Origin of the sequence: Olsenella sp. KH3B4, from assembly GCA_900111695.1 — a bacterium.
Lineage (GTDB): Bacteria > Actinomycetota > Coriobacteriia > Coriobacteriales > Atopobiaceae > Tractidigestivibacter.
Map to the genome: position 1 here is coordinate 184172 of FOHD01000004.1, position 24085 is coordinate 208256.

Here is a 24085-nt window from a genome sequence, read left to right on the forward strand (position 1 = left end):
CATGTTCAACAGCCTCTCCGAACGTCTCCAGGACACCTTTGACAAGCTTCGCGGCAAGGGCAAGCTCACCGAGGCGGACATCAACGTTGCCATGCGCGAGATTCGCATGGCCCTGCTCGAGGCAGACGTCAACTTCCGCGTGGTCAAGGACTTTGTCGCCTCCTGCAAGGAGAAGTGCCTTACGGCCGAGGTCCTTGACTCGCTCACGCCGGCGCAGAACGTGGTGCGCATCGTGCTCGACCAGCTCACTGAGCTTCTCGGCACAACCGAGTCCAAGCTTGTGCTGGCGCAGAACCGCACGCCCAACGTGATTATGCTCGTGGGCCTGCAGGGCTCCGGCAAGACCACGGCGGCGGCCAAACTTGCCTATCTCCTGAAGGACCAGGGCCATTCTCCGCTGCTGGCTGCCTGCGACACGCACCGCCCCGCCGCTGCCGACCAGCTTGCCACGCTGGGCAGCGAGATTGGCGTGCCGGTCTTTCGCGGTGACGGCAAGGATGCGGTCAAGGTTGCCTCGGCGTCCATCCGCGAGGCGGTTGACCACCTGAATGACATCGTCATTGTGGATACGGCTGGCCGCCTGCAGATCGACGAGGAGATGATGCAGGAGGCGGTCGCCATCAAGCAGGCCGTCAAGCCCGACCAGATCCTCATGGTGGTTGACGCCATGACCGGCCAGGACATCGTGAACGTGGTGCAGACCTTCGCCGAGCGCGTGGACTTCGACGGCGTCATCATGTCCAAGCTCGACGGCGACGCGCGTGGCGGTGGCGCCCTCTCCGTTCGCGCGGTGACGGGCAAGCCCATCAAGTTTGTCTCGATGGGCGAGAAGCCCGACTCCCTCGAGGTCTTCCATCCCGACCGCATGGCCAAGCGCATCCTGGGCATGGGCGACGTCTACGGGATCATCGAGCAGGCCCAGAAGGTTGCCGACCAGGAGCAGATCGACGCGGCCGAGCGCATGCTGCGCGAGGGCTTCACGATGGATGACCTTCTCGGCCAGATGCAGCAGATTAGGAAGATGGGCGGCCTGGCAAAGATCATCTCCGCACTTCCCGGCGGTGAGCGCGCGATGGCGCAGCAGGGCGGCGTGGACGAGAGCTCGCTCGGGCGCATCGAGGCCATGATTCGGTCCATGACCAAGGAGGAGCGCGCGCGGCCAAAGATCATCAACGGCCAGCGCAGGAAGCGCATCGCGGCTGGCTCCGGGCGCAGCGTCCAGGAGGTCAACCAGCTCCTCAAGCAGTGGGGCGAGATGAACAAGATGATGAGCAAAATGCGGGCGGCCACCCAGGGCGGCAGCAAGAAGCAGCGTCGCCAGATGCAGTCGATGATGCGCAACATGGGCATGGGCGGCGGCATGCCCGGCGGCGGCCGCGGCTGGGGCATGTAGCGGCGGCCGCGGCTGCTTCGGAGGCCGGCGCTCTTCTCGCCCTCAGAAATACACGCGTGCGCGCCAAAAAGTTGCGGCCCCGAGTTCATCGGGGCCGCAACTGCTACTCGTGGATGATGACCACGTCGCCCACGTTACACAGCGAGTAGAGCTTGTCTGCGTCATCGTAGGAGAGGTTGATGCAGCCGTGGCTGCCGTTGGTGAGGTAGATGTCGCCGCCAAAGGCCGAGCGCCACGGCGCGTTGTGGAAGCCCATGAGGTTGCCCACGACGCCCATCCAGAAGTCCACGTGGCTCACCCACTGGGGGTTGCCCGACTCGTCGTTGGGACCGACGAGCGTGGAGGGACTCTGCTTGTTCGTTATGGTCCAGGTGCCCTGCGTCGTGCTGCGGTTGAGGTTGGGCTGACCGGTCACAACGTCGGCCTGCCAGATGACAGAGCCATCCGAGTCGAAGAAGATGGCGTGCTGGTCGGAGATGTCCACGTCGATGTAGCGGGTTGGCCAGTCCTGGCCTTCGGGGTTGTATGTGGCTGCCGTCGTGTAGCAGGGCAGCTCAAGCGTGGTGGGGGAGCCCGTCATGATGTTGTTGTAGATGTCCTGCGCAGCCTCGGCACCGTTGATCGACCAGCCGTAGACGCCGCCGGCCACCACGGACTCCTGGACGCCGTCGGGACGCGTGTAGGTGCGTGCCGTGCCCACCGAGTCTGTCTTTGCGGAGAGGTCACCCTTTGCCCAGGTGGTGATGGCATCCTGGCTGAGGGTCACCGAGAGGTCGTCTCCAATGGTGATCCACTGAGAGATGAGGTCGGCGTCAACGGTCGTGACCTCGGTGCCGCCAAGCGTGAGCGTGACGGTTGCGGCGAGCATAGCGTTCGCCGTCTTGATGGCATCGTCCACGGACTCCCCGGCCTGGAGAGATTCGTCGCCAAGCTCGATGGAGGTCGCGAGGGACTTGACCTGCCCCGCGATTGCCTGGGTGGCCGCAGCCTGATCGATGCGGCTCGCCTGCGCGCTGTCAGATGCGGTGTAGACCTTCTCCGTTGAGTCATAGGTGATGTCGGAGGTGCTTGATCCACCGTTTGCGGAGGATGCGGCGCTCACGGCGTTTGCCAGCGCGGTCGCGATGGCATCCGAGTTTAGCGTGACGTAGGAGGAGACGTCACCCGTCGAGAGACTCTGCGTGGTGCCCTGCGCGAGCTCAACGGGCCAGGCCCAGGGGTGCTGCTGGGCAATGGCGGCGCGCGCGGCGCTCTCGCCGTCATAGGCCAGCGAGACGTCCGCCCCATCAAGCTCGAACGAGACGCCGTCGCCCGAGACGCTTGCCTTCCAGCCAGACGTCTTGGTGGCGGAGAGCGAGCTTGCAACCTCGTCGACGCTCATGAGCGAGACGTCCTGACCATCTACGCTGGTAGACGGCATGAAGAAGAAGTTGAAGTATGCCACGCCCCCCAGGTATACGGCGACGACAACGGCAAGCGAGACGAGAAGCGCAATGACGGGGCCGCGGCTGTTGTGTTTTTTCTTGTGCGAGCCGGCGAAGTGCCCGCCTCGTGAGGACTGTTTCATGGTGATGGCTGGTCTCCCTCGGGATGGGATGAGTGTTTGTTCCAGAGTGCTGTCATGTGTGACTATAGTAACCCAGGGCGACCAACAGCCGTCCCCCGACCGACTCATGAGAAAAGCTCCAAAGGCCAAGCTTGCGTGAAGGTGGCGCGGGGCGACAGAGGAAGGCGAAACAAGTGGGCTTGCAGACGGTACGCATGGGGAGCGCGGATGACCCGAGGCTCGACACCTACGTGCGGCTGACCGACCACCAGCTGAGAAACAAGCTTGAGCCCGAGAAGGGCGTGCTTATCGCCGAGTCGAGGCTGGTTGTGGAGGTTGCCCTGGACGCGGGGCTTGAGCCCCTCTCGTTTCTGGTCGACGATGCCAGGCTGGAGTCCTGCTCCGACCTTATCGAGCGCGCCGGATGCGTTGCCTACGTGCTGCCACATGACCAGATGGAGCGACTCACCGGCTTCAACGTGAACAGGGGCCTGCTCTGCGCGATGCGCCGGCCGCGTCCGCAATCGGTTGGGCAGGTGCTTCTCGGCGCTCGCCACGTGGCGGTGCTGGAGGACCTTGTCGACGTGACCAACGTGGGAGCGGTCTTTCGCTCGGCGGCGGCCTTGGGTGCGGATGCCGTGCTTCTCTCGCCGCGCTGTGCAGATCCGCTGGGCAGGCGTGCCGTGCGCGTCTCTATGGGGACGGTCTTCCAGGTGCCCTGGGCGCGCGTCGATGCCAAGGCGTGGCCGGCGGAAATCGTGGCGGACCTGCGCGAGCGGGGCTTCGCGTGTCTCTCCATGGCCCTTGAGGATGGCGCCGTGCCCATAGATGACCCCTCGCTTGGCTCTGCCGAGAAGATCGCGCTCTTCTTTGGCTGCGAGGGCTACGGCCTTACGCGTGCGACGCTTGACGCCGTGGGCCGTTCCGTGATCATCCCCATGTCGAACGGGGTCGACTCCCTGAACGTTGCCGCGTCTTCTGCCGTCGCGTTCTGGGAGCTCTTTGCTCGCAGGCGTTAGTAGGGGTTGCAGGCAAGTCCCGCGAGCGGCGCGGGCGAGCCCCGCGAGCGGCGCGGGCGAGTACCGCGGAGAATATCGCCATTTCTTAAAAGAGATACCCGCGACCTGCGAAAACGTCTCCGAAGTTTTAGAAATAGCGATATTCTCTGCGACTTTGGACTGGGTAGGCATTTGGGCCGCCGCGCCCGCAGTCGCCGTCGCAACCGCGGCCATCGTGCGTCTCGCCGAAATCACGCCGTCGACTTTGACGCGCCGGCGCATGCTGGAACGATGCAACCGTCTGAGGGAGACCGCCACATGCAGGACACCAACGCCGACCAGCTTAAGTACCTCGAGCTTCTCTCGGAGAAGTTCCCCACCACGCAGGCCGCATTCACCGAGATCATCAACCTCGAGGCAATTCTCAACCTGCCAAAGGGCACCGAGCACTTCGTCTCGGACGTCCACGGCGAGTACGAGGCCTTCGAGCACATCCTCAACAACTGCTCGGGCGTCATCCGCGAGCGCGTGGAGGAGGTGTTTAACCTCGAGCTTACGGCGGGCGAGCAGGCCGACCTCTGCACGCTCGTCTACTATCCGGTCGAGAAGCTCCGCCGCCTGCGCGAGGAGGGCGCGGCAACAGGCGAGTGGTACGCCATCACGCTCATGCGCCTCGTGCGTCTCGCCCGCCGCCTCTCCGGCTCCTACACCCGCTCCAAGGTGCGCAAGGCCATGCCTGTGGCCTACGCCTACATCATCGACGAGCTCCTGCACATCTCGCCTGACGAGCGGGAGGCGCGCCTTGCCTACCACCAGCGCATCATCGACACGATCATCGATACCGGGTCGGCCGACGACTTCATCTGCTCGCTTGCGGCGCTCATCAAGCGCCTGGCTGTGGACCACATGCATCTGGTGGGTGACATCTTCGACCGCGGGTCTCACGCTGACAAGATCTGCGACCGCCTGATGGGCTACCACTCCATCGACGTCGAGTGGGGCAACCACGACATCGTCTGGATGGGCGCGGCCTCGGGCTCGGCGGCGTGCTTGGCCGCCGTGATTCGCAACAACATCCACTACGAGAGCCTTTCGATCCTCGAGAGCGCCTATGGCGTGAGCCTGCGTGAGCTGGCGCTCTTCTCGGAGGCTATCTACACGCAGGACGATGGCATGACGCCCATGGAGAAGGCCATCTCGGTCATCCTCTTCAAGCTCGAGAGCCAGGTCATCATGCGCCACCCCAACTGGCACATGGAAGACAGGCTGCTGCTGGGGCATGTGGACGCGTCCCGGGGCGTGCTCGAGCTCAACGGCACCACGTACGAGATGCGCACGCGAGACTTCCCCACGCTCGATCCGGCCCACCCCTATGAGCTCTCGGCAGACGAGAAGCGCGTGATGGACGGCCTCATGGACGCCGTGCGCTCCTCGGACAAGCTGCGCGCCCACATTGGCTTCCTCTACGATCACGGGTCAGCCTACCTGGTGCGCAACGGCAACGCGATCTTCCATGCCTGCGTCCCCATGAACGAGGACGGCACCTTCTGCGCCGTGCGCCACCAGGACCGCCTCCTCGCCGGACGCGAGTACTACGACTACGCCGATCGCCTTGCTCGCCAGGCCTGGCACGAGCACGACCAGGTTTCCCTCGACTGGATGTGGTACCTCTGGTGCGGGCGCTACTCGCCGCTCTCGGGACGCGTGGTGAAGACCTTCGAGCGCACCTACCTCACCGACCGCTCCACCTGGGAGGAACCGCGTGACCCATACTTCAGGCTCACCGAGAAGCCCGAGGTGGCACGGCGCATCCTTACGGAGTTTGGGGCTGATCCGGTTCACGGCCACATCATCAACGGCCACACCCCCGTGCACGCTGCGGATGGCGAGAGCCCCATCAAGGCGGGTGGCCTTCTCGTGGTTATCGACGGTGGCTTCTGTCAGGCCTACCACAAGACCACGGGCATCGCGGGCTACACCCTCATCTCGGACCCCAGGGGCATGCGCATCAAGGCGCACCGGCCCTTTGGCACCATCGCCGACGTGCTCGATCTCAATGCCGACATCATGAGCGACGACGACCGCTTTGAGATCTACCCCAGGCCAAAGACCATTGGCGACACGGACACGGGTGTCCAGATTCGCGGACAGGTAGCAGACCTGCGGGCGCTTCTCGACGCATACCGCACCGGCATGCTTCCCGAGAGGGGATAGCCCGGCTTTGCGCCTGGTGCCGGCCCCCATGCGGGTCTCTCGGCGTGCAACGGGCATGAATCGTTGCTGCGATTTAATAATGGACGCCCGGTAAATGGGTACGCTAGAGCCAGGTACATGCACGGCACCGGACGAAAGGGTCCACACATGGACATGGATGACAACAAGAGACGCAGGTCAATGCTGATCTACGTGCTCATCGCGATTGTGGTGTACCTCGCGGTGAGCCAGACGCTCTACCCCAACTTGGTGAGCTCGCAGGTGACCGAGACCAGCTACTCTCAGTTCCTCGACGACGTCGACAGCAACAAGGTTGTTTCGGCCGAGATTGACACCAGCAACAACGAGATCAAGTACACCGAAGGCACGGGCGACTCCCAGAAGATCTACAAGACAACCGCCTGGCCCAACGATGACACCCTCGCGACCACGCTCAAGGACCACGGCGTTGACATGACGGCGTCGATTCCCGACACCTCGGGCGATCTGTGGCTCTACATGCTCATCGCCTACGGCCTGCCGCTCGTTGGCCTGTTCCTGCTCGGCTGGTGGGCAAACCGCCAGATGAAGAAGCAGATGGGCGACGACGGTCCGTCGATGAACTTTGGCGGAGGCTTTGGCATGGGTGGCGGTCTTGGCCGCTCAAACGCCAAGGAGGTCAAGGGTGAGGACACCGGCGTCACCTTCAAGGACGTCGCCGGCCAGGACGAGGCCAAGGAGTCGCTCCAGGAGATTGTTCACTTCCTCAAGAACCCCGGCAAGTACAACGAGATCGGTGCCAAGTGCCCCCGCGGCGCGCTGCTTGTGGGCCCTCCGGGTACGGGCAAGACGCTGCTCGCCAAGGCCGTGGCTGGCGAGGCGGGCGTTCCCTTCTTCCAGATCTCTGGCTCCGAGTTCGTCGAGATGTTCGTGGGTCGCGGCGCAGCCAAGGTGCGCGACCTCTTCAAGCAGGCCAAGGAGAAGGCCCCCTGCATCGTCTTTATCGACGAGATCGATGCCGTGGGCAAGAAGCGCGACATGTCCATCAACTCCAACGACGAGCGCGAGCAGACCTTGAACCAGTTGCTCTCCGAGATGGACGGCTTCGATAACCACAAGGGCATCGTGGTGCTCGCCGCGACTAACCGTCCCGAGACCCTCGACCCGGCACTGCTGCGTCCCGGCCGCTTCGACCGCCGCATTCCTGTCGAGCTGCCCGACCTCGCCGGTCGTGAGGCCATCCTCAAGATCCACGCTAACGACGTCAAGATGGAGCGCGACATCGACCTCAGCGTGATTGCCCGCTCCACGCCCGGTGCCTCTGGCGCCGACCTCGCCAACATCATCAACGAGGCAGCACTGCGCGCCGTGCGCTACGGTCGCAGCCGCGTCTCCCAGGAGGACCTGGAGGAGTCGGTCGATGTGGTCATCGCCGGCGAGAAGAAGAAGTCGACGGTCCTCTCCGAGCACGAGAAGGAGGTCGTGGCCTACCACGAGACCGGCCACGCCATCGTCGCCGCCATGCAGAGCGGCTCCGCCCCCGTCCAGAAGATCACGATCGTGCCGCGCACCTCGGGTGCCCTGGGCTTCACCATGCAGGTGGAGGAGGACCAGCACTTCCTCACCACGCGCAAGGAGGCAAAGGACAAGATCGCAGTCCTGTGCGGCGGCCGTGCGGCAGAGGAGCTCATCTTTGGCGAGATGACCACCGGCGCCTCGAATGATATCGAGAAGGCCACCCAGATAGCACGCGCCATGGTCACCCAGTACGGCATGTCCGACAAGTTCGGCATGGTGGCCCTGGGCCAGCAGCGCAGCCGCTACCTTGGCGGCGGCGCCGAGCTCACGTGCTCCGAGGGCACTGCACAGGAGATCGACAATGAGGTTCAGGCGCTCGTCGAGGAGGGTCACTCGCAGGCCATGGAGACCCTCAAGGCCAATCGCTTCAAGCTTCACGAGATCGCCCACTATCTCCAGAAGAAGGAGACCATCACGGGCGAGGAGTTCATGAAGATGCTCAAGCGCGACGACGGCTTTGCCCCGCAGTTCTCTGCGCAGAACGCACAGTAGGAATGCCCGATCAGCCAATTGCCCGTTCGTCTTACATAGCGACGCCGCACGGAACCCTTTTCCGTGCGGCGTCATGCTCTTCTCGGGCTAAATCGGCAGGCGCTCGAATACGCGCCGCGAACGTGCTATCATGCAGGCCTGAAGGCTGTGAAGGGGACAGGTAGCCTCGGACAGCGTCAAGGGAAGCGAGCGGGGATGGTGGGAGCCCGCCTTGGCGTCCGTCGCAAGATCACCCCGGAGCTGCGGTCCCAAAGCGGGAGTGCTTCTCGCCCGCAAGTAGGCGCCGACGGAGTGGCCGCCGATACAGGCCAGCCGAGTTTGGCGGAAGATCCGCTCGCTGGGTGGTCACAAGCGAAGTGTGAAACGAGCGCTTCGTCCCAGCACGAGGGACGGGCGCTCTTTTGTGCCCGCGAGATGGAGGGTGTCCAGGTGGCAAACGAGTACAAGAAGACGATGAACCTCCCCAAGACGGGGTTCCCCATGAGGGCGTCGCTCGCGCAGAACGAGCCCAAGCGCCTCGCCCAGTGGGAGGAGGACAAGCTCTACGAACAGCTCCTCAAGAAGAACGAGGGGCACGATAAGTTCGTCCTGCACGATGGCCCTCCGTACGCCAACGGCCCCATCCACCTTGGTCACGCCCAGAACAAGATCAGCAAGGACATCATCAACCGCTACTGGGCCATGCGCGGCTACCAGACGCCGTACATCCCCGGCTGGGACTGCCACGGCCAGCCCATCGAGCACAAGGTCGAGGAGATGCTGGGCACCGAGAAGTTCAACCAGCTTCCCACGGTCAAGATTCGCGAGCTCTGCCGTAAGATGGCCGTTGAGCAGGTCGACACCCAGCGCCAGGGCTTCAAGCGCCTGGGCGTGCTCGCGGAGTGGGACAACCCCTACCTCACCTACACCCATGACTACGACGCCACTGACGTCGAGATCTTCAAGGCCATCTTCGACAAGGGCGCCATCTACCGCGGACGCAAGCCCGTGCACTGGTGCACCCACTGCCACACGGCGCTCGCCGAGGCCGAGATCGAGTACGGCGACGAGGTCTCGCCTGCCATCTTCGTCCGCTTCGAGATGACTACGGTCCCCGAGGGCCTCGAGGCCTACAAGGGCAACCTCTGGGTGGACATCTGGACCACGACCCCGTGGACCCTCCCTGCAGACGACGCGGTCATCCTGCACCCGGAGGCGGACTACGTCGCCGTGCTGGTCGACGGACGCGCCGAGATAATGGCCGAGGCGCTTGTCGAGAAGGACTGTGCCAAGTTTGGCTACGAGTCCTACGAGCTCGCGCGCCGCGCCGATGGCGAGGTCTGGCGCATGACCGGCACCGAGCTCTGTCACAACAAGTACAAGCAGCCAATCTTTGGCGACCAGGGTGTCGAAGGCGAGTTCATCTACGCTGACTACGTCACGCTCGACGACGGCACTGGCGTTGTCCACACCGCGCCCGGCCACGGCGTCGACGACTACAACGCGGGCATGCGCTTTGGCATTCCCGTCGTGATGCCCGTCGACGACGACGGCAACTTCTACAAGGGCGACGGCATGGGGACCGGCGGCCCATGGTCCGGCATGAACGTGAACGACGCCAACCCCAAGATCATCGAGTGGCTCCAGGAGCGCGGCACGCTGATCCTGCACGAGGACATCACGCACAGCTACCCGCACTGCTGGCGCTGCAAGGAGCCTGTCATCTTCCGTGCCACGAGCCAGTGGTTTGTCTCGATGGACAAGACCGGCCTGCGCAAGGATGCCCTGCGCGAGCTCGAGAAGGTCAAGTTCTATCCTGCCCATTCGCGCAACCGCATCACCTCGATGGTCGAGGGCCGTCCCGACTGGTGCATCTCCCGCCAGCGCAACTGGGGCGTGCCCATTCCGGCCTACACCTGCCAGGACTGCGGCGAGACGGTCATGAACGACGCCACGCTCGACAAGGTCATTGAACTCTTCCGCGAGAAGGGCTCCGACGCCTGGTTCACCGAGGACCCCGCGAGCTACCTGGGCGATGCCTGCGTCTGCCCCAAGTGCGGCGGCCACAACCTCAAGGCCAACTCCGACATCCTCGATGTGTGGTGGGACTCGGGCGTGAGCCACACCGCCGTGTGCAAGCACCGCGGCTACCTCAAGTTCCCGGCCGACATGTACCTCGAGGGCTCCGACCAGCACCGCGGCTGGTTCATGAGCTCGCTCATGACCTCGGTGGGCGCGTACGACGTGGCGCCGTACAAGTCGATCGTCTCCCAGGGCTTCACGCTGGACGGCCAGGGCCGCAAGATGTCCAAGTCGCTCGGCAACGTGATTGACCCCAACAAGGAGTGCGACACCCGTGGTGCCGACGTGCTTCGTCTGTGGGTCGCCTCGGTCGACACCTCGACCGACGTTCCCTGCGACGACACGATCCTCGGCCACGTTGGTGACGCCTACCGCAAGATTCGCAACACCTTCAGGTTCCTTCTCGGCGAGATCGAGGACCAGTTCGACCCTGCCACGCAGGGCGTTCCCGTGGCAGAGCTCACGCCGTACGACCGCATCACGCTTGCGCACATGTGCGAGGTCCACGACACCGTGGCCCGCGCCTACGAGGGCTATCGCTTCAACGTGGTCTTCCGCACGCTCTACGACTATGTGACCGAGCTCTCCAACGGCTACCTCAACGCGACGAAGGACCGCGTCTACTGCGGTGCCTCCAACTCGCCCGAGCGTCGCTCCGCGCAGACCACCTGGGCCTACATCCTGTCGATGCTCATCCACGACTTCCAGCCCATCCTGGTCTACACCACCGACGAGGTCATGCCGCACCTGCCCGCCTCCATGCGGGACAACCAGGAGCACGCGGCGCTGCTCGACTGGTACCAGGCGCCCATGACGGAGGCCGAGTACGAGCCGCTCCTCAAGGCGCACAAGGCTCTCGTCGAGGCGAGGAGCGCCTTCACCAAGGCGTATGAGGAGGCCACCTCGGAGGGCGTCATTCCCGAGAAGACCTCACAGGCCGCTCGCGCTTCGCTCACCATGCCGGCAGAGGCTCTGGACGAGCTTGCCGCGACGGGCATCGACCTCGCCGAGCCGCTTGTGTGCTCTGCGGTCTCGACCTCTGCTGGCGAGGAGTTCTCTGCCACCGTTAGCCATGCCGAGGGCGAGCGTTGCCCCAGGTGCTGGAACTGGCGCGAGCTTGGCGAGGACGGCCTGTGCGAGCGTTGCCACGACGCGGTTGAGGGCGCGTCTCAGCAGGGGTAGCGCACTTAGGGAAGTTGTTGGGAAACGTACGTAGGGGGCTTTTGTGACAGTTGACGCAATGCATAGGGCACGGTCATGGCGAGGCGCTCGGCTCGTTGTGTTCTGGGTCGTCTGCGTGCTTGCCGTTCTCGTCGACCAGGTCACCAAGGCCGCCGCGCGTGCGTCTCTTGTCTCTGGGCAACCCCAGGAGTTCATTCCGGGGGTCCTGGACCTTTCATTCGTGAAGAACACGGGTGCGGCGTTCTCCCTTGGGGAGGGCGCCGGCCCCGTGTTCATCGTCTTCGCTGCCGTCGTGCTGGCCTTTGGCATCTGGCTTGTGTGGTCGCACGATGGCCTGCCCATGCCCCTGGTGGTATCTGTCGCCTGCGTCTGCGGCGGTGGCGTGGGCAACATGATCGACCGCATGATGTTTGGCTATGTCACGGATTTCTTTGCCACCACGTTCATGGACTTTCCCGTGTTCAACGTGGCAGACATCTTTGTCACAGTGGGCATTGTCGTCTCGGTCATCCTCTACCTGGTGATGGTCGATGAGCCCACGGTCTCCGCCGAGGCCGGCGAGCATCCCCGGACTTCCGTCTCGTCATCAAGCGTCGGAGACAGCCAGGATGCCTGATCGTCTCGTTGGCCTGCTCGTGGGACCCGAGGGCGATGGTACCCGCATCGACGCGTTTCTCTCGGCGCAGGACGGCATGCCGTCGAGAAGCGCCTGCGCACGTCTCGTCGAAGAGGGGCGCGTGACGCTCAACGCCACGCCCGTCTCGTCCAAAAGTGAGCGGCTCTGCCTGGGCGACCGCCTCCAGGTGACGCTTCCCGAGGAGGAGCCCGCCACGGGCACCCTGGCACCTAACCCCTACATTCCGTTGGACATACGCTTTGAGGACCAGTACCTCATGGTCCTCTCGAAGCAGTCCGGTCTGGTGTGCCACCCCAGTCCCGGCCACGTCGACGACACGTTGGCTAACGCCCTTGTCGCACATTGCGGCGCCGCTCACCTGGGACGCCTCCAGGGCGATGACCGGCCGGGCATTGTGCACCGCCTTGACATGGACACCTCTGGCCTCATGGTTGCCGCCAAGGACGACGAGACCCAGAAGGCCCTGCAGGACCTTATCCGCCTGCGCGTGCTCGACCGTCGCTACGTTACGCTTGTGCAGGGCTATGTGGCGCCCGACAAGGGCACCATAGAGAGTGGCATCGCGCGCTCGACGAGGGACCGCCTGCGCATGATGGTGACCGACGACCCGGGTGCCCGCGAGGCAATCACCACGTTCACCACGCTCGAGCGCTTTGAGGCAGGCCGCCGCGACGATGGCTACACGCTTCTCGAATGCCACCTCTATACCGGCCGCACGCATCAGATTCGCGTCCACATGCGCCACATTGGCCACTGCGTGGTGGGAGACCCGCTCTACGGACGTGGCGACCTTCGCCAGAACCTGGGACTTACCAGGCAGTTTCTTCACTCGTGGCACATCCGCTTTGACCACCCCGTGACCGGAGAGACCATCGAGCTTGCCGATGAGCTGCCGGAGGACCTGCGCTCTGTACTAGAATCGCTGAAGGATACCTCAATGGGACGAACCGAGGCAGGGGAGCGCATCTGTCCGCAGCTTGGGGTGTAACGCAGTCGCCTCGCGTGCGTTGTATGGTGTGCGCGGCCTCGTGAGAGAGAGCTTGCTATGGAGTTCAACAGGATCGGACTCACGCCCATCGTGATCTTCAACATGGTTGTGTGGCTCTTCTTCACGCTGGCGTACTTCTACCAGTTTGTCTATCTCATCCGCGTGGCGGCGCGCGGCACGGTCAAGCTGCCTGCGGCAAAGAAGCTGCACCGGTATGCCTTCTTCATCTCGGCGCACAACGAGGAGCCGGTCATTGGCAACCTCGTGCGCTCGATTCTCGCCCAGGACTACCCGCGCGAGCTCATGGATGTCTTTGTGGTGTGCGACGCCTGCACCGACAACACCCACGAGGAGGCGGAGCGCGCCGGGGCCATTGTCTGGGACAGGAACGACCTCGCGCGTCGTGGCAAGAGCTGGGCTATGGACTACGGCTTTGACCGCATCCTCAACGAGTATGGCGACAAGTACGAGGGCTTCTTTGTGTTCGACGCAGACAATCTCGTCTCGCCCAACTACGTCCGCATCATGAACGACGCCTTCGACGCCGGCTACCTGGTGTGCACGAGCTATCGCAACTCGAAGAACTTCGACTCCAGCTGGATCTCGGCGGCCAACGCCCTGTGGTTCATGCGCGAGGCCAAGTTCCTGAACAACGCCCGCATGATGGTGGGCACGAGCTGCGCCATCTCTGGGTCCGGCTGGCTCGTCTCGGGCAAGATCATCAAGGGCATGCACGGGTGGGACTTCCACACCCTGACGGAGGACATCCAGTTCTCAACGTTTTGCTGTGCGAACAACATCCAGATTGGCTATGCCCCGGCAGAGTTTTTTGACGAGCAACCCGTCACCTTCAAGGCCAGCTGGGTTCAGCGCCTGCGGTGGACCAAGGGGTTCTACCAGGTATTCTTCTCGTATTGCAGAGACCTTTTCCACGGGATTCGCCATGGACGCTTTGCGTCGTACGACATGCTCATGACCATAGCCCCGGGCATGATCCTCACGCTTCTCTCGGCCTTTGTGAACGCGACCTACCTTATTGTGGGTGGCCTGAGCCACGGCTTCATTGCGACGGAGGCCGAGCTCTCCATGTGCGTGGGGTCGCTGATCATGACGTTTGCGTCGATGTACGTCGTGTTTTTCCTTCTCGCCGTCATTACGACCATCGCCGAGCGCAAGCACATCCACTGCCACAAGAGCAGGCGTTGGATCATCTTCGCCAACCTGTTCACTTTCCCGCTCTTCATGATGACCTACATACCCATGGCCGTGGTGGCGCTCTTCAAGAAGGTCGAGTGGATTCCCACCAAGCACGACATTGCCGTGAACGTTGAGGATGTGCTGGGCGAGGATGCGGCCAGCTAGGCGCGGGGGCGTTGCGCCGGGGTGGGCCGCGTCTGGCCGCGGATTTCGAACGGTTAGCCGCCCCTAAACGGCGAGAGCCCGCGGCATTGTCGAGGTGCCGCAGATTTCGAACGGTTGGGCCCCTCTAACCGTTCGGAAAAATCCTAACCGTCCGATATTTGCGGCATCCCCTATGGTGCGTTCTCGCAGCTCGGCCGACGGTGCCTATCCGTGGCCTGCCTGATGCTACAATGGCCCGAAAAGTGTCCACCGGCACCGCATTGGCGGAGAGTAGGAGCGCACGCGCATGGCAACGTTCTTCGAAGGGGAATCCCATACCTTCTCTGAGTACCTTCTCGTACCTGGTTATTCCTCGGCGGAGAACATCCCCGCGAATGTCTCGCTCCGCACGCCCCTCGTGCGCTACAAGCGCGGCGAGGAGCCGGCCCTGAGCCTCAACATCCCCATGGTTTCCGCAATCATGCAGGCAGTCTCCGGTCCCAAGCTGGCCGTTGCTCTCGCCCAGGAGGGCGGCCTCTCCTTCATCTACGGCTCCCAGAGCGCCGACGACGAGGCTGCCATGGTGCGAGAGGTGAAGTCCTACAAGGCCGGCTTCGTGGTCTCCGACTCCACGCTAACACCCGACATGACGCTTGGCCAGGTCATGGAGATGAAGGAGCGCACCGGCCACTCCACCATGCCCGTCACCGACGACGGCACCTCCCATGGCCACCTTGTGGGCATTGTGACCTCGCGCGACTATCGCCCCTCTCGTGACGACCGCGCCAAGCTCGTCTCCGAGTTCATGACGCCGCGCGAGAAGATGATCGTCGCCGAGGATGGGACCTCGCTCAAGACCGCAAATGACATCATCTGGGACAACAAGCTCAACCAGCTGCCCATCGTCGATGCTGACAACCGCCTGGTTGCGCTGGTCTTCCGCAAGGACTACGACTCCCACAAGTCCCGCCCGGATGAGCTTCTCGACCAGCACAAGCGCTACCTCGTGGGTGCCGGCATCAACACGCGCGACTATGCCGAGCGTGTCCCCAAGCTGGTTGAGGCCGGTGCCGACGTTCTCTGCATCGACTCCTCCGAGGGCTTCTCGGAGTGGCAGAAGCGCACGCTCGCCTGGATTCGCGAGAACTACGGCGACTCCGTGCGCGTGGGTGCCGGCAACGTGGTCGACGCCGAGGGCTTCCGCTTTCTTGCCGACTGCGGCGCGGACTTCGTGAAGGTTGGCATCGGCGGTGGCTCCATCTGCATCACGCGCGAGCAGAAGGGCATCGGCCGCGGCCAGGCCTCCGCGCTTATCGACGTGTGTCGCGCGCGTGACGAGTACTTCGAGGAGACCGGCGTCTACGTGCCCGTGTGCTCCGACGGCGGCATCGTCTACGACTACCACATGACGCTCGCACTGGCCATGGGCGCCGACTTCCTCATGCTCGGGCGCTACTTCGCCCGCTTCGACGAGAGCCCCACGCGCCGCGTCAACGTGAACGGCTCCTACATGAAGGAGTACTGGGGCGAGGGCTCTGCGCGTGCCCGCAACTGGCAGCGCTACGACCTGGGTGGCAACAAGAAGGGCCTCTCGTTTGTCGAGGGCGTCGACTCCTACGTGCCCTATGCCGGCCCGCTCAAGGAGAACGTCGACAACTCTCTGCTCAAGGTCCGCTCCACGATGTGCAACTGCGGTGCTCTCGATCTGGCGGAGTTCCGCGACAAGGCCAAGCTCACGCTCGTCTCGGCCACCTCGCTCGTTGAGGGCGGCGCGCACGACGTGCTCCTCAAGGACTCCAGCCAGCAGGTGAACTTCCGGTCGTGAGACAAAGGGACAGTCCCTTTGTCTCATCGGCGAGGGGCTGCTCCTGCCTTGTCTTGCCTGACAATGGGAGGTCAGGGGTGGACGAGAAGGACTTCGACAACATACGCCGCGCTGGTACCGATGCTGCGCGACAGGTGGGCGAGGCCTTCTCGCAGATTGACTTCTCTGGGGTCTCGAAGTCGCTTGCGAAAGCCGTCCGTGACGTTGGACAGCAGCTGAGCACCTTTGGCCGAGACGTTCAATCGCCTTACGTTATCAGCGATCCGCAGGATGTGAGCCGGGCTCGCTGGTGCATGTGGGTGGGGTTTGCTCTCCTCGTCTTTCTGGCGCTTCCCTTGGTGGTCGTGGGGCTGGGCCTTCTCGTCTTGGGTCCGGTCTCTGGCATCGTGACCATGGCGCTGGGCGCCGTGGCCGCGGCAGTGGGTGCGCGTCTTGTCGGCAGGGGTAGGCACGAGAAGAACTTCGCGCAAGTACTGCGGCGCGTTGACAAGGCCGTGGGGGAGCGCCAGAGCGTTGCCGTGCCCGAGCTTGCCGGCGAGGCGGGCGTTGCCGTGCCCGAGCTGGTGTCGGTGCTCGACGAGGCCATTACCAGGGGCCTTATTCCCGAGGGGCATTTGGATGTCGCAGATGGCAGGAAGATGCTCTACCTTACCGACGGGGCTTGGGGCGACGCGCAGGGGAGAAGGCGCCCTGCGCAGGTATCCAGCTCGACCGGCGAGGGTTCGGACTCTGCCGGCTTGCCGGAAGAGGCGCGAGAAGTGCTGGCCGCCGCCACGCAAAGCGTAGAGCAGATTCGTGACAGCGCCTCGAAGATTCGTGGGGCAGAGATTCGCACGACGCTTGAGCGCGTTGCCTCGAAGACCGAGGACATCTGTGCGTATGTCATGCACCATCCCGAGGTTGCGTCGCAGCTGCGTCGGGCGGCGACGTACTACCTTCCCACCACGGCCAAGCTCGCGGCGTCTTATGCGGAGCTGGAGGGCCACGCGGGCGGACCTGAGGCGGTGAGGACGCTCTCGGAGCTGCGCGGGTCGTTTGTGCAGATGGACGAGGCCCTTTCGAAGCTTTCGGACGAGCTGGTGCTTGACCAGTCCATCGACGTCCACAGCGATATCGAGGTTTTGCGCACGATGCTCAAACAGGACGGCCTCTCGCGGGATTAAACTCCCCGGCAATGGAATCCCGTTCCCCGGCAATGGAATCCCGTTGCCGGGGAGTTGAATCCCACTGCAAGTTCTGGGGTACAGATAACCACCACTCGACGGGAGGGGGTCTGCATGCCCAGGCGCAGTTTGAGCGAGTCTGGTTACTATCACGTTGTCGTGCGGAGCGCAGGAAAGGTGGCGCTCTTTGAGGACGATGCTGACCGTCGGTGTTACCTCAGGCTGCTCAAAGAGGCGCGCGAGAAGACCGGCGCGCGTATTATCGCTTGGGTTCTCATGACCAACCACGTGCACCTTGTTGTTGACTTCGGCGAGTCCCCGTCTGCCGTAAGCACCTTCATGTCCAAGGTTGATTGGGCCTACAGCAAATACTTCAATACTCGAACTGGTCGCGAGGGCACCCTCTTCCAGGGAGGCTTCTGGAGCAAGCCCATTAGCAATGACGCGCAGCTAGTTGCCACAGTTTACTATGTGCACATGAATCCCGAAGCCGCTGGGATAGCGTCCATGCGCGAGTATCACTGGAGTAGCTACCAGGAGTACGCGGGTACCCATTGGGTGGTGGACACGAGCGTGCTCCTTGGTTACTTCGGAAGCTTTGAGGCATTCGATGCGTATAAGGGCTCGCCGCGGGACGTTGTCTGGGATGCGACACGGCTGAACAACGATGACCGGCTTCAAGACGAGGATGCGCTTGCTCTGGCGATTAGCCTAGCTGGCGTGAAAACCTCCAGCGAGCTTCGGGGGATTAACCGTCCCAAGCGAGATGAAATTATCCGTCTTATGAGCAATCACGGGCTGAGTGGTAAGACGATTGCGAGGATCTGGGGTCTCGGCACCTCAACGGTCTCGCGCATCCTGCGGCGGGATTGAGTTCCCCGGCAATGGAATCCCATTGCCGGGGAGTTTAATCCCGCGAGGCGTCGAGGAGTTTGGCCTTGAGCTCGTCCTCGATCTGCGCGAGCTCGCCCTCGGCCTGGCGGCGCTTCTCGCGCCCCTCCGCCTGCACGCGCTTGACCTCGTCGAGCGTCGAGATGAGCTGCTCGTTGGTGTGCTTCAAGGTCTCGATGTCCACCACGCCTCGCTCTGCCTCGCGGGCGGCGTCGACCGTTGCCACCTTGAGCTTGTCGGCGTTCTTCTTGAGGAGCTCGTTCGTCATGTCCGCGACCTCGCGCTGGGCACGTGCGGCCTGCGTGGCGTGCTCGATGCCCAACGCGATGACCATCTGGTTCTTCCAGAGCGGGATGGTGTTGACCACCGTCGATTGGATCTTCTCAGCCATCACAGCGTCCGAGGCCTGGACCATGCGAATCTGCGGCGCCGTCTGGAGGGCCACCTGGCGCGTGAGCTCAAGGTCGTAGATGCGCTTCTCGAAGCGATCGCACTTCTGCGACAGGTCGCGCGCGGCCTGGGCGTCCTCGGCAAGGCCGGTCTCGGCGGCCTTTGCCTGGAGCTGGGCAAGCTCGCCCGTACGCACCTGCTCGAGCTTCTCCTTGCCCGCCACCACGTACATCGTGAGCTCCTTGAAGTACGCCTCGTTGAGCGCGTAGAGCTGGTCGAGCGTCGCGATGTCCTTGAGGAGCGTTCGCTGGTGCCCCTCGAGGGTGTCGGAGATCTCGCGGACGTTCTTCTCGACCGCGGTATAGCGCGTGCGCAGCGCCTCGAGGTTGTTCTTCGCCTTGCGGAAGATGGCGAGAGGACCGGACTTCTCCTGCTTCTCGGGGTCAAAGTCCTTGAGCGTCACGATGAGGGAGCTGATGTCGTTGCCGATCTCGCCGAGGTCGTTGTTGCGCACACCGGCGAGGGCGCGCTCGGAGAACTCGGAGACCTTGCGCTGGGAGCCAACGCCGTAGGAGAGGACGCCTGCGGTGTCCGTGATGTCGATTTTCTCGACAAAGGCATCGACCTTCTCTTGCTCGGCGGGCGAGAGGGACTGGGCGGGGTCGTTTGCGGGAGCGGGCGCCGGCGGTGTGACGGGAGCGGGGTCTGGCGCGGCCGGTGCGGGGTCGCCAAACTCCAGCTCCGGCTCGGGGATGTCCATATTGAAGTCCTGCGTGCTGTCAGCCATGATTCCTCCAGTGTCACGGAGCGGAGCTTGTGCGATGCATTGCGGCAATTCTACCCCGTGGGATGCCGTGTCGGACGAGCGGGGCGGAGCGGTCCCGTGTGCGGCATGTGCGGGAGATTCGATAATCCCTCGACCGAGAAGCGCGAACTGCACGGCCCATGTGCACTCCTGACGCCTCGGGGGAGCAGAGTCTGCTCGCGCTACTCGTCCCCCGCGTCTCGATACGTGAAGTCCAGCGTGTAGGTGTCCTTCTCGAAGGCCGCGTTGAAGATCTGGGTTAGCTGGCCCTCGGCGTTCGTCCTTGCCTCGTCGAGAAGGCCGCCGCTCTTGTCCATGTCTGGGGTGTTCGAGATGAGGTGCTCACCAGCTCGCCCTCCTCGCGGACGCGTGTGTAGAGGAATGCCCCCAGTGCCGCCCCCACAACGAGAAATGCAAGCCAAACCTTCCACTCTGCGGGATTGCCTTGATGCGTTCTTTTCCGGCTTCTCCATCCGTACCTCCTTGGTTGTCTGTCGGCGGAGATGGGCATTCTAGGTCACTCGACGCGCGGCCCTGGTAACAGGCGTGCAGGATGTCGCGGCGAGAAAGGCTTACCCGGCGCTCTACCTCGGCGATTCTCCAGTCATGATGTTCGGCGGTCCCCATGCGCTCACCTCCTCCTGATTAACCAAACCTGTTCAACGGTTGAACAGCAACCGAGACCTGTCTTGATGCGGCCATTGGTCATTGCGGCGTCCTCAAAAGGGGAAGTGATTGCCTTGCGAACAGGTGCGGTGCCCGTCCCGAGCAGGGCGGGCGGCGTGCATCTCGGCTCTCCTGGGGCCTCCTCTTGGGGCGCGAGGGTTTCTTCGCTCGATTTATTGCGCGATATTCCTGAGAAAAAATACGTCAACAGGGAAAATGTACTTCTTGCGAGAAATAACGTGCAATAACAAGTGCGAGAGAAGACCAACGCCTGGAATGACGCCCGACACAGTGACCGGTCGCGGAGTTTGGCTCATTCTCTTTAAACTGGTATAGATTACCTGCGGAAACGCGGCGCAGATATTAAATGAGCTATTTTCCGCGGAGAGAGGCACCGAGGGCATAGGGCCGCCGCCGAGAAGGGCACGGGCTGCGGGTTCGGTGCCGCCACGGGACCGCCGCCACGGGACCGCTACCGCCACGGGACCGCCCCCTGCCCAGTGTGTCAAGCAGGTTCCACATCCCTGCCACGTTGGGGGATACCTGCTAGAATCGACAGGCTATGCAAAGGAGCGAGAAGGGGCTTCACATGTGCGACAGCACTCAACAGAATGACTTCGAGGTGCCTGCCTACGACGCGCAGGCCATAGAAACCAAGTGGCAGAAGACCTGGGAGGACGAGGAGCTCTACAAGACCGACGAGGACCCCTCCAAGCCCAAGAAGTACGTCCTTGAGATGTTCCCGTACCCTTCGGGCGACCTTCACATGGGCCACGCGCGCAACTACACCATCGGAGACGCCATGGCGCGCCAGGCCCGCATGCGCGGCTACGACGTGCTGCACCCCATGGGCTTCGACGCCTTTGGCCTCCCCGCCGAGAACGCCGCCATCAAGCACCACACCCAGGCGGCCAAGTGGACGTACCAGAACATCGCGCAGGCTGTCAAGACCATGAAGCGCATGGGCTTCTCGTACGACTACGACCGCATGTTCAACACCTGCGACCCCGAGTACTACAAGTGGGGCCAGTGGATGTTCATCGAGATGTGGAAGCGCGGCCTGGCGTATCGCGCCACCAGCCCCGTCAACTGGTGCCCCACCTGCAAGACCGTCCTCGCCAACGAGCAGGTCGTGGAGGGTCGCTGCTGGCGCTGCGGCTCCATCCCCGAGAAGCGCGAGCTCTCCCAGTGGTACCTCAAGATTACCGACTATGCTCAGGAGCTCCTTGACGACCTCGATAAGCTCACCGGCTGGCCCGAGAACGTAAAGGCCCAGCAGCGCAACTGGATCGGCCGCTCCGAGGGCGCCGAAATTGACTTCAAGCTGGCCGCCGAGGACGGGGTGACGCCCACCGACCGCACCATTTCCGTCTTCACCACGCGCGCCGACACCATCTTCGGCGTCTCGTTCATGGTGCTCCCGCCCGAGAGCGACCTTGCCGCCGAGCTCGTCAAGGGCACCCAGTACGAGGCCGACTACCTGCGTCTCAAGGAGGCCACCGAGAAGGTCTCCTCGGTCGACCGCCAGGGCTCCGCGCGCGAGAAGCACGGCGTCTTCACCGGCCGCTACGTGATCAACCCCGTGACCGGCAAGCCCGCCCCGCTGTGGGTTGCCGACTACGTCCTTCTCGACTACGGCACCGGTGCCGTCATGGGCGTCCCCTGCGGCGACCAGCGCGACTTTGACTTCGCCCGCAAGTACGGTCTGCCCATCCCGCCCATCATCTGTCAGAAGGAGGACCCCCTCTACGACGAGCTCAAGGACGAGCGCGAGCTGCGCGTGACCAACGTCGACTGGGACCAGGCCATGGCGGCCGAGGGCTACCTCGTCCAGTCCGGTCAGTTCACGGGCATGAAGGGCGGCAAGCACTCCGAGGCGGTGGACGCCATCGTCGCCTGGCTCGAAGAGCACGGCTGCGGTCGTACCAAGGTGCAGTTCCGCCTGCGCGACTGGCTCATCAGCCGCCAGCGCTACTGGGGCAACCCCATCCCCATGGTCCACTGCGACTGCTGCGGCGACGTGCCCGTGCCCGAGGATCAGCTCCCGGTGCGCCTGCCTGACAACCTCGACCTCGGCGCCGGCGAGACGCTCGCCGAGTGCCCCGAGTTCTACGAGACCACCTGCCCCAAGTGCGGCAAGCCGGCCAAGCGCATCACCGACACCATGGACACCTTCACGTGCTCCAGCTGGTACTACCTGCGCTACACCGACCCCCACAACGACAAGTCCCCCTTCTCCAAGGAGGCGGTGGACCGCTGGATGCCCGTCGACAACTACATCGGCGGCATCGAGCACGCAATTCTCCACCTGCTCTACTCGCGCTTCTGGACCAAGGTCCTGCGCGACATGGGCATGGTCGACGAGGACGAGCCCTTCACCAACCTGCTCTGCCAGGGCATGGTCAAGGACGAGAACGGCGACACCATGTCCAAGTCCAAGGGCAACGTGGTCCCGCCCTCCAGCGTGATTGATCCCTACGGCGCGGACACCATGCGCCTGGCCATCCTCTTCGTGGCTCCGCCCGAGAAGGACTTCGACTGGGACCCCGAGGCTGTCGCGGGCGCCAACCGCTTCATCAAGCGCGCCTGGCGCGTGGTGTGGCTGCTCTCGCACGGTGCCAAGAGGGGGGAGGTCGATGCCGCAAAGCTCTCCGGTGCCAGCGCGGAGCTCAACCGCGCCCTCCACGAGCTGGGCATCAAGTGCACGAACGACTTCGACCGCGGCCAGTTCAACACGGCCATCTCCGCCTCGATGGAGCTCGTGAACGCCGCCTCCAAGTACGTGAACGACGTTCCCGAGGACAAGCGTGACGCCGCCCTCGCGTGGCGCGTGGCCCACGACATCGTGACCATGCTCGCCCCCATCTGCCCGCACTGGTCCGAGGAGCTCTTCCACGAGGCGCTGGGGCTTTCCGGCTCCGTCTACAACGAGCCCTGGCCCGAGTTTGACGCCGAGCAGGCCAAGAGCGACATGGTCGAGATCGCGGTGCAGGTCAAGGGCAAGGTTCGTGCCCGCATCAAGGTGGCCGCGGACGCCTCCAAGGAGGAGCTCGAGGCAGCGGCCCGCGAGGCGGTGGCCGAGCAGATCGCCGGCAAGACGGTGAAGAAGGTTGTCGTGGTGCCCGGGCGCCTGGTGAACATCGTCGCCATCTAGGCGAGAAGCGCCGTGCGGTGCCCTGTCGGCACTGGCTGGCAGGTGTCACGGCGGGTCCGGCGCCAGGCGCTGGGCCCGCCTTCTTGTTCGATGCCTCACGCGGAGTATGCGCATGCACGTTGACCTACACATCATGACGCTCGAGGCCGCCCCCGTAGACTGGGCCTCTCACCTGGGGCTCGTTTGTCCGCGCTATCGTGAGAAGGCTGCGACGAAGGCACCCGAGCCCACGCGGTTGGGCGAGTTCGCCGCGGGACTCCTCCTGGCGAGCGTCCTCGACGTGCGCACAGACGAGCAGCTTTCCTTGGGGCCCGAGGGCAAGCCGGAACTGGCTGCGGGCTCCCCACACATTGGGCTTTCGCACGACGACGCTATGACCATCCTTGCGGTGGCTGACGGCGTGGTTGGCGTGGACGTTGAGGAGGTGCCCGCCCAGTACGGCAGCCTCCAGCGGGACGCCCTGCGTGGTGTGCTCTCTGCCGAGCACATCGAGCGGGTTGAGAGTGCGCCAGACCCGGCGCTGTCGTTCGCGCTCGCGTGGACGCACGTGGAGGCCGTGCTCAAGGCCGATGGCCGCGGCTTTGCCTTCGACGTGCGCGGCGGGCATCTGCCTGCCGGCTGGAAGACCGCGTATGTGCTGGTCGATGGTCATGCGGTGACCTGTGCCATGCGAGAGGAGCCGGCGATTTGCGTCCATCGGGTTTGCATGCGCGATGCCATGGCCCTTCTCGGCGGCGAGAAAACCGGGCGATAGTAAAAGGCAGCCCAGCACCTCTCAGCGT

Annotated in this window: 16 protein-coding genes; 13 read left to right on the forward strand and 3 right to left on the reverse strand. The window is 63.7% G+C overall.

Annotated elements, in window-relative coordinates; translation table 11 throughout:
- The first annotated feature begins 1 nt into the window (after position 1).
- Entirely contained in the window at positions 2 to 1393 is a 1392-nt protein-coding gene (gene ffh / locus BMX94_RS05410; protein ID WP_091004551.1) for a signal recognition particle protein, read from the forward strand.
- A 103-nt stretch (positions 1394 to 1496) separates the two neighbouring features.
- On the opposite strand, the gene BMX94_RS05415 is transcribed toward ffh, so the two are convergent.
- On the reverse strand, positions 1497 to 2960 hold the full coding sequence (locus BMX94_RS05415; protein WP_143052271.1) for a L,D-transpeptidase family protein: 1464 nt from the start codon (positions 2958 to 2960) through the stop codon (positions 1497 to 1499).
- A gap of 173 nt (positions 2961 to 3133) precedes the next feature.
- On the opposite strand from BMX94_RS05415, the gene BMX94_RS05420 reads away from it, so the two are divergent.
- The 10 genes from BMX94_RS05420 to BMX94_RS05465 all read left to right on the forward strand — a co-directional run bounded on the left by BMX94_RS05420 (position 3134) and on the right by BMX94_RS05465 (position 18270).
- Positions 3134 to 3958, forward strand: a complete 825-nt coding sequence (locus BMX94_RS05420) for a TrmH family RNA methyltransferase (protein WP_286160035.1) — start codon at positions 3134 to 3136, stop codon at positions 3956 to 3958.
- Between the two features lie 297 nt (positions 3959 to 4255).
- The gene (locus tag BMX94_RS05425; protein WP_091004555.1) at positions 4256 to 6151 is read left to right on the forward strand and encodes a fructose-1,6-bisphosphatase; all 1896 of its coding nucleotides are present in this window, start codon (positions 4256 to 4258) and stop codon (positions 6149 to 6151) included.
- Positions 6152 to 6298: 147 nt separating this feature from the next.
- Complete coding sequence (gene ftsH, locus BMX94_RS05430) at positions 6299 to 8200, forward strand: ATP-dependent zinc metalloprotease FtsH (protein WP_091004556.1); 1902 nt, start codon at positions 6299 to 6301, stop codon at positions 8198 to 8200.
- A 429-nt stretch (positions 8201 to 8629) separates the two neighbouring features.
- A complete protein-coding gene (gene ileS, locus BMX94_RS05435) occupies positions 8630 to 11443 on the forward strand; it encodes an isoleucine--tRNA ligase (protein WP_091004658.1) in 2814 nt (937 codons plus the stop codon).
- Between the two features lie 43 nt (positions 11444 to 11486).
- Positions 11487 to 12059 carry a signal peptidase II gene (gene lspA / locus BMX94_RS05440; RefSeq protein WP_143052273.1) on the forward strand — a complete coding sequence of 191 codons (573 nt, stop codon included), beginning with the start codon at positions 11487 to 11489 and terminating at the stop codon, positions 12057 to 12059.
- Positions 12052 to 13068, forward strand: coding sequence for an RluA family pseudouridine synthase (locus BMX94_RS05445; protein ID WP_091004560.1), 1017 nt, complete (start codon positions 12052 to 12054; stop codon positions 13066 to 13068). Before lspA ends, BMX94_RS05445 begins: the two co-directional genes overlap by 8 nt.
- A gap of 57 nt (positions 13069 to 13125) precedes the next feature.
- Positions 13126 to 14430: a glycosyltransferase family 2 protein gene (locus BMX94_RS05450; protein ID WP_091004561.1), complete on the forward strand. Its 1305-nt coding sequence runs from the start codon at positions 13126 to 13128 to the stop codon at positions 14428 to 14430.
- A gap of 286 nt (positions 14431 to 14716) precedes the next feature.
- Positions 14717 to 16234 carry an IMP dehydrogenase gene (locus tag BMX94_RS05455; protein ID WP_091004563.1) on the forward strand — a complete coding sequence of 506 codons (1518 nt, stop codon included), beginning with the start codon at positions 14717 to 14719 and terminating at the stop codon, positions 16232 to 16234.
- A 77-nt stretch (positions 16235 to 16311) separates the two neighbouring features.
- Positions 16312 to 17397, forward strand: coding sequence for a 5-bromo-4-chloroindolyl phosphate hydrolysis family protein (locus BMX94_RS05460; protein WP_091004565.1), 1086 nt, complete (start codon positions 16312 to 16314; stop codon positions 17395 to 17397).
- A gap of 114 nt (positions 17398 to 17511) precedes the next feature.
- A complete protein-coding gene (locus BMX94_RS05465) occupies positions 17512 to 18270 on the forward strand; it encodes a transposase (RefSeq protein ID WP_091004567.1) in 759 nt (252 codons plus the stop codon).
- 34 nt (positions 18271 to 18304) lie between these two features.
- Here the strand turns inward: BMX94_RS05465 and BMX94_RS05470 are convergent, their stop codons facing one another.
- Both BMX94_RS05470 and BMX94_RS10740 read right to left on the reverse strand, forming a co-directional pair.
- A complete protein-coding gene (locus BMX94_RS05470) occupies positions 18305 to 19465 on the reverse strand; it encodes a toxic anion resistance protein (RefSeq protein ID WP_091004569.1) in 1161 nt (386 codons plus the stop codon).
- 200 nt (positions 19466 to 19665) lie between these two features.
- Positions 19666 to 19800, reverse strand: coding sequence for a hypothetical protein (locus tag BMX94_RS10740; protein WP_286160036.1), 135 nt, complete (start codon positions 19798 to 19800; stop codon positions 19666 to 19668).
- 938 nt (positions 19801 to 20738) lie between these two features.
- On the opposite strand from BMX94_RS10740, the gene leuS reads away from it, so the two are divergent.
- The gene (leuS, locus tag BMX94_RS05475) at positions 20739 to 23303 is read left to right on the forward strand and encodes a leucine--tRNA ligase (protein WP_091004571.1); all 2565 of its coding nucleotides are present in this window, start codon (positions 20739 to 20741) and stop codon (positions 23301 to 23303) included.
- A gap of 112 nt (positions 23304 to 23415) precedes the next feature.
- On the forward strand, positions 23416 to 24057 hold the full coding sequence (locus BMX94_RS05480; protein WP_177171340.1) for a 4'-phosphopantetheinyl transferase superfamily protein: 642 nt from the start codon (positions 23416 to 23418) through the stop codon (positions 24055 to 24057).
- The last annotated feature ends 28 nt before the right edge of the window (positions 24058 to 24085 follow it).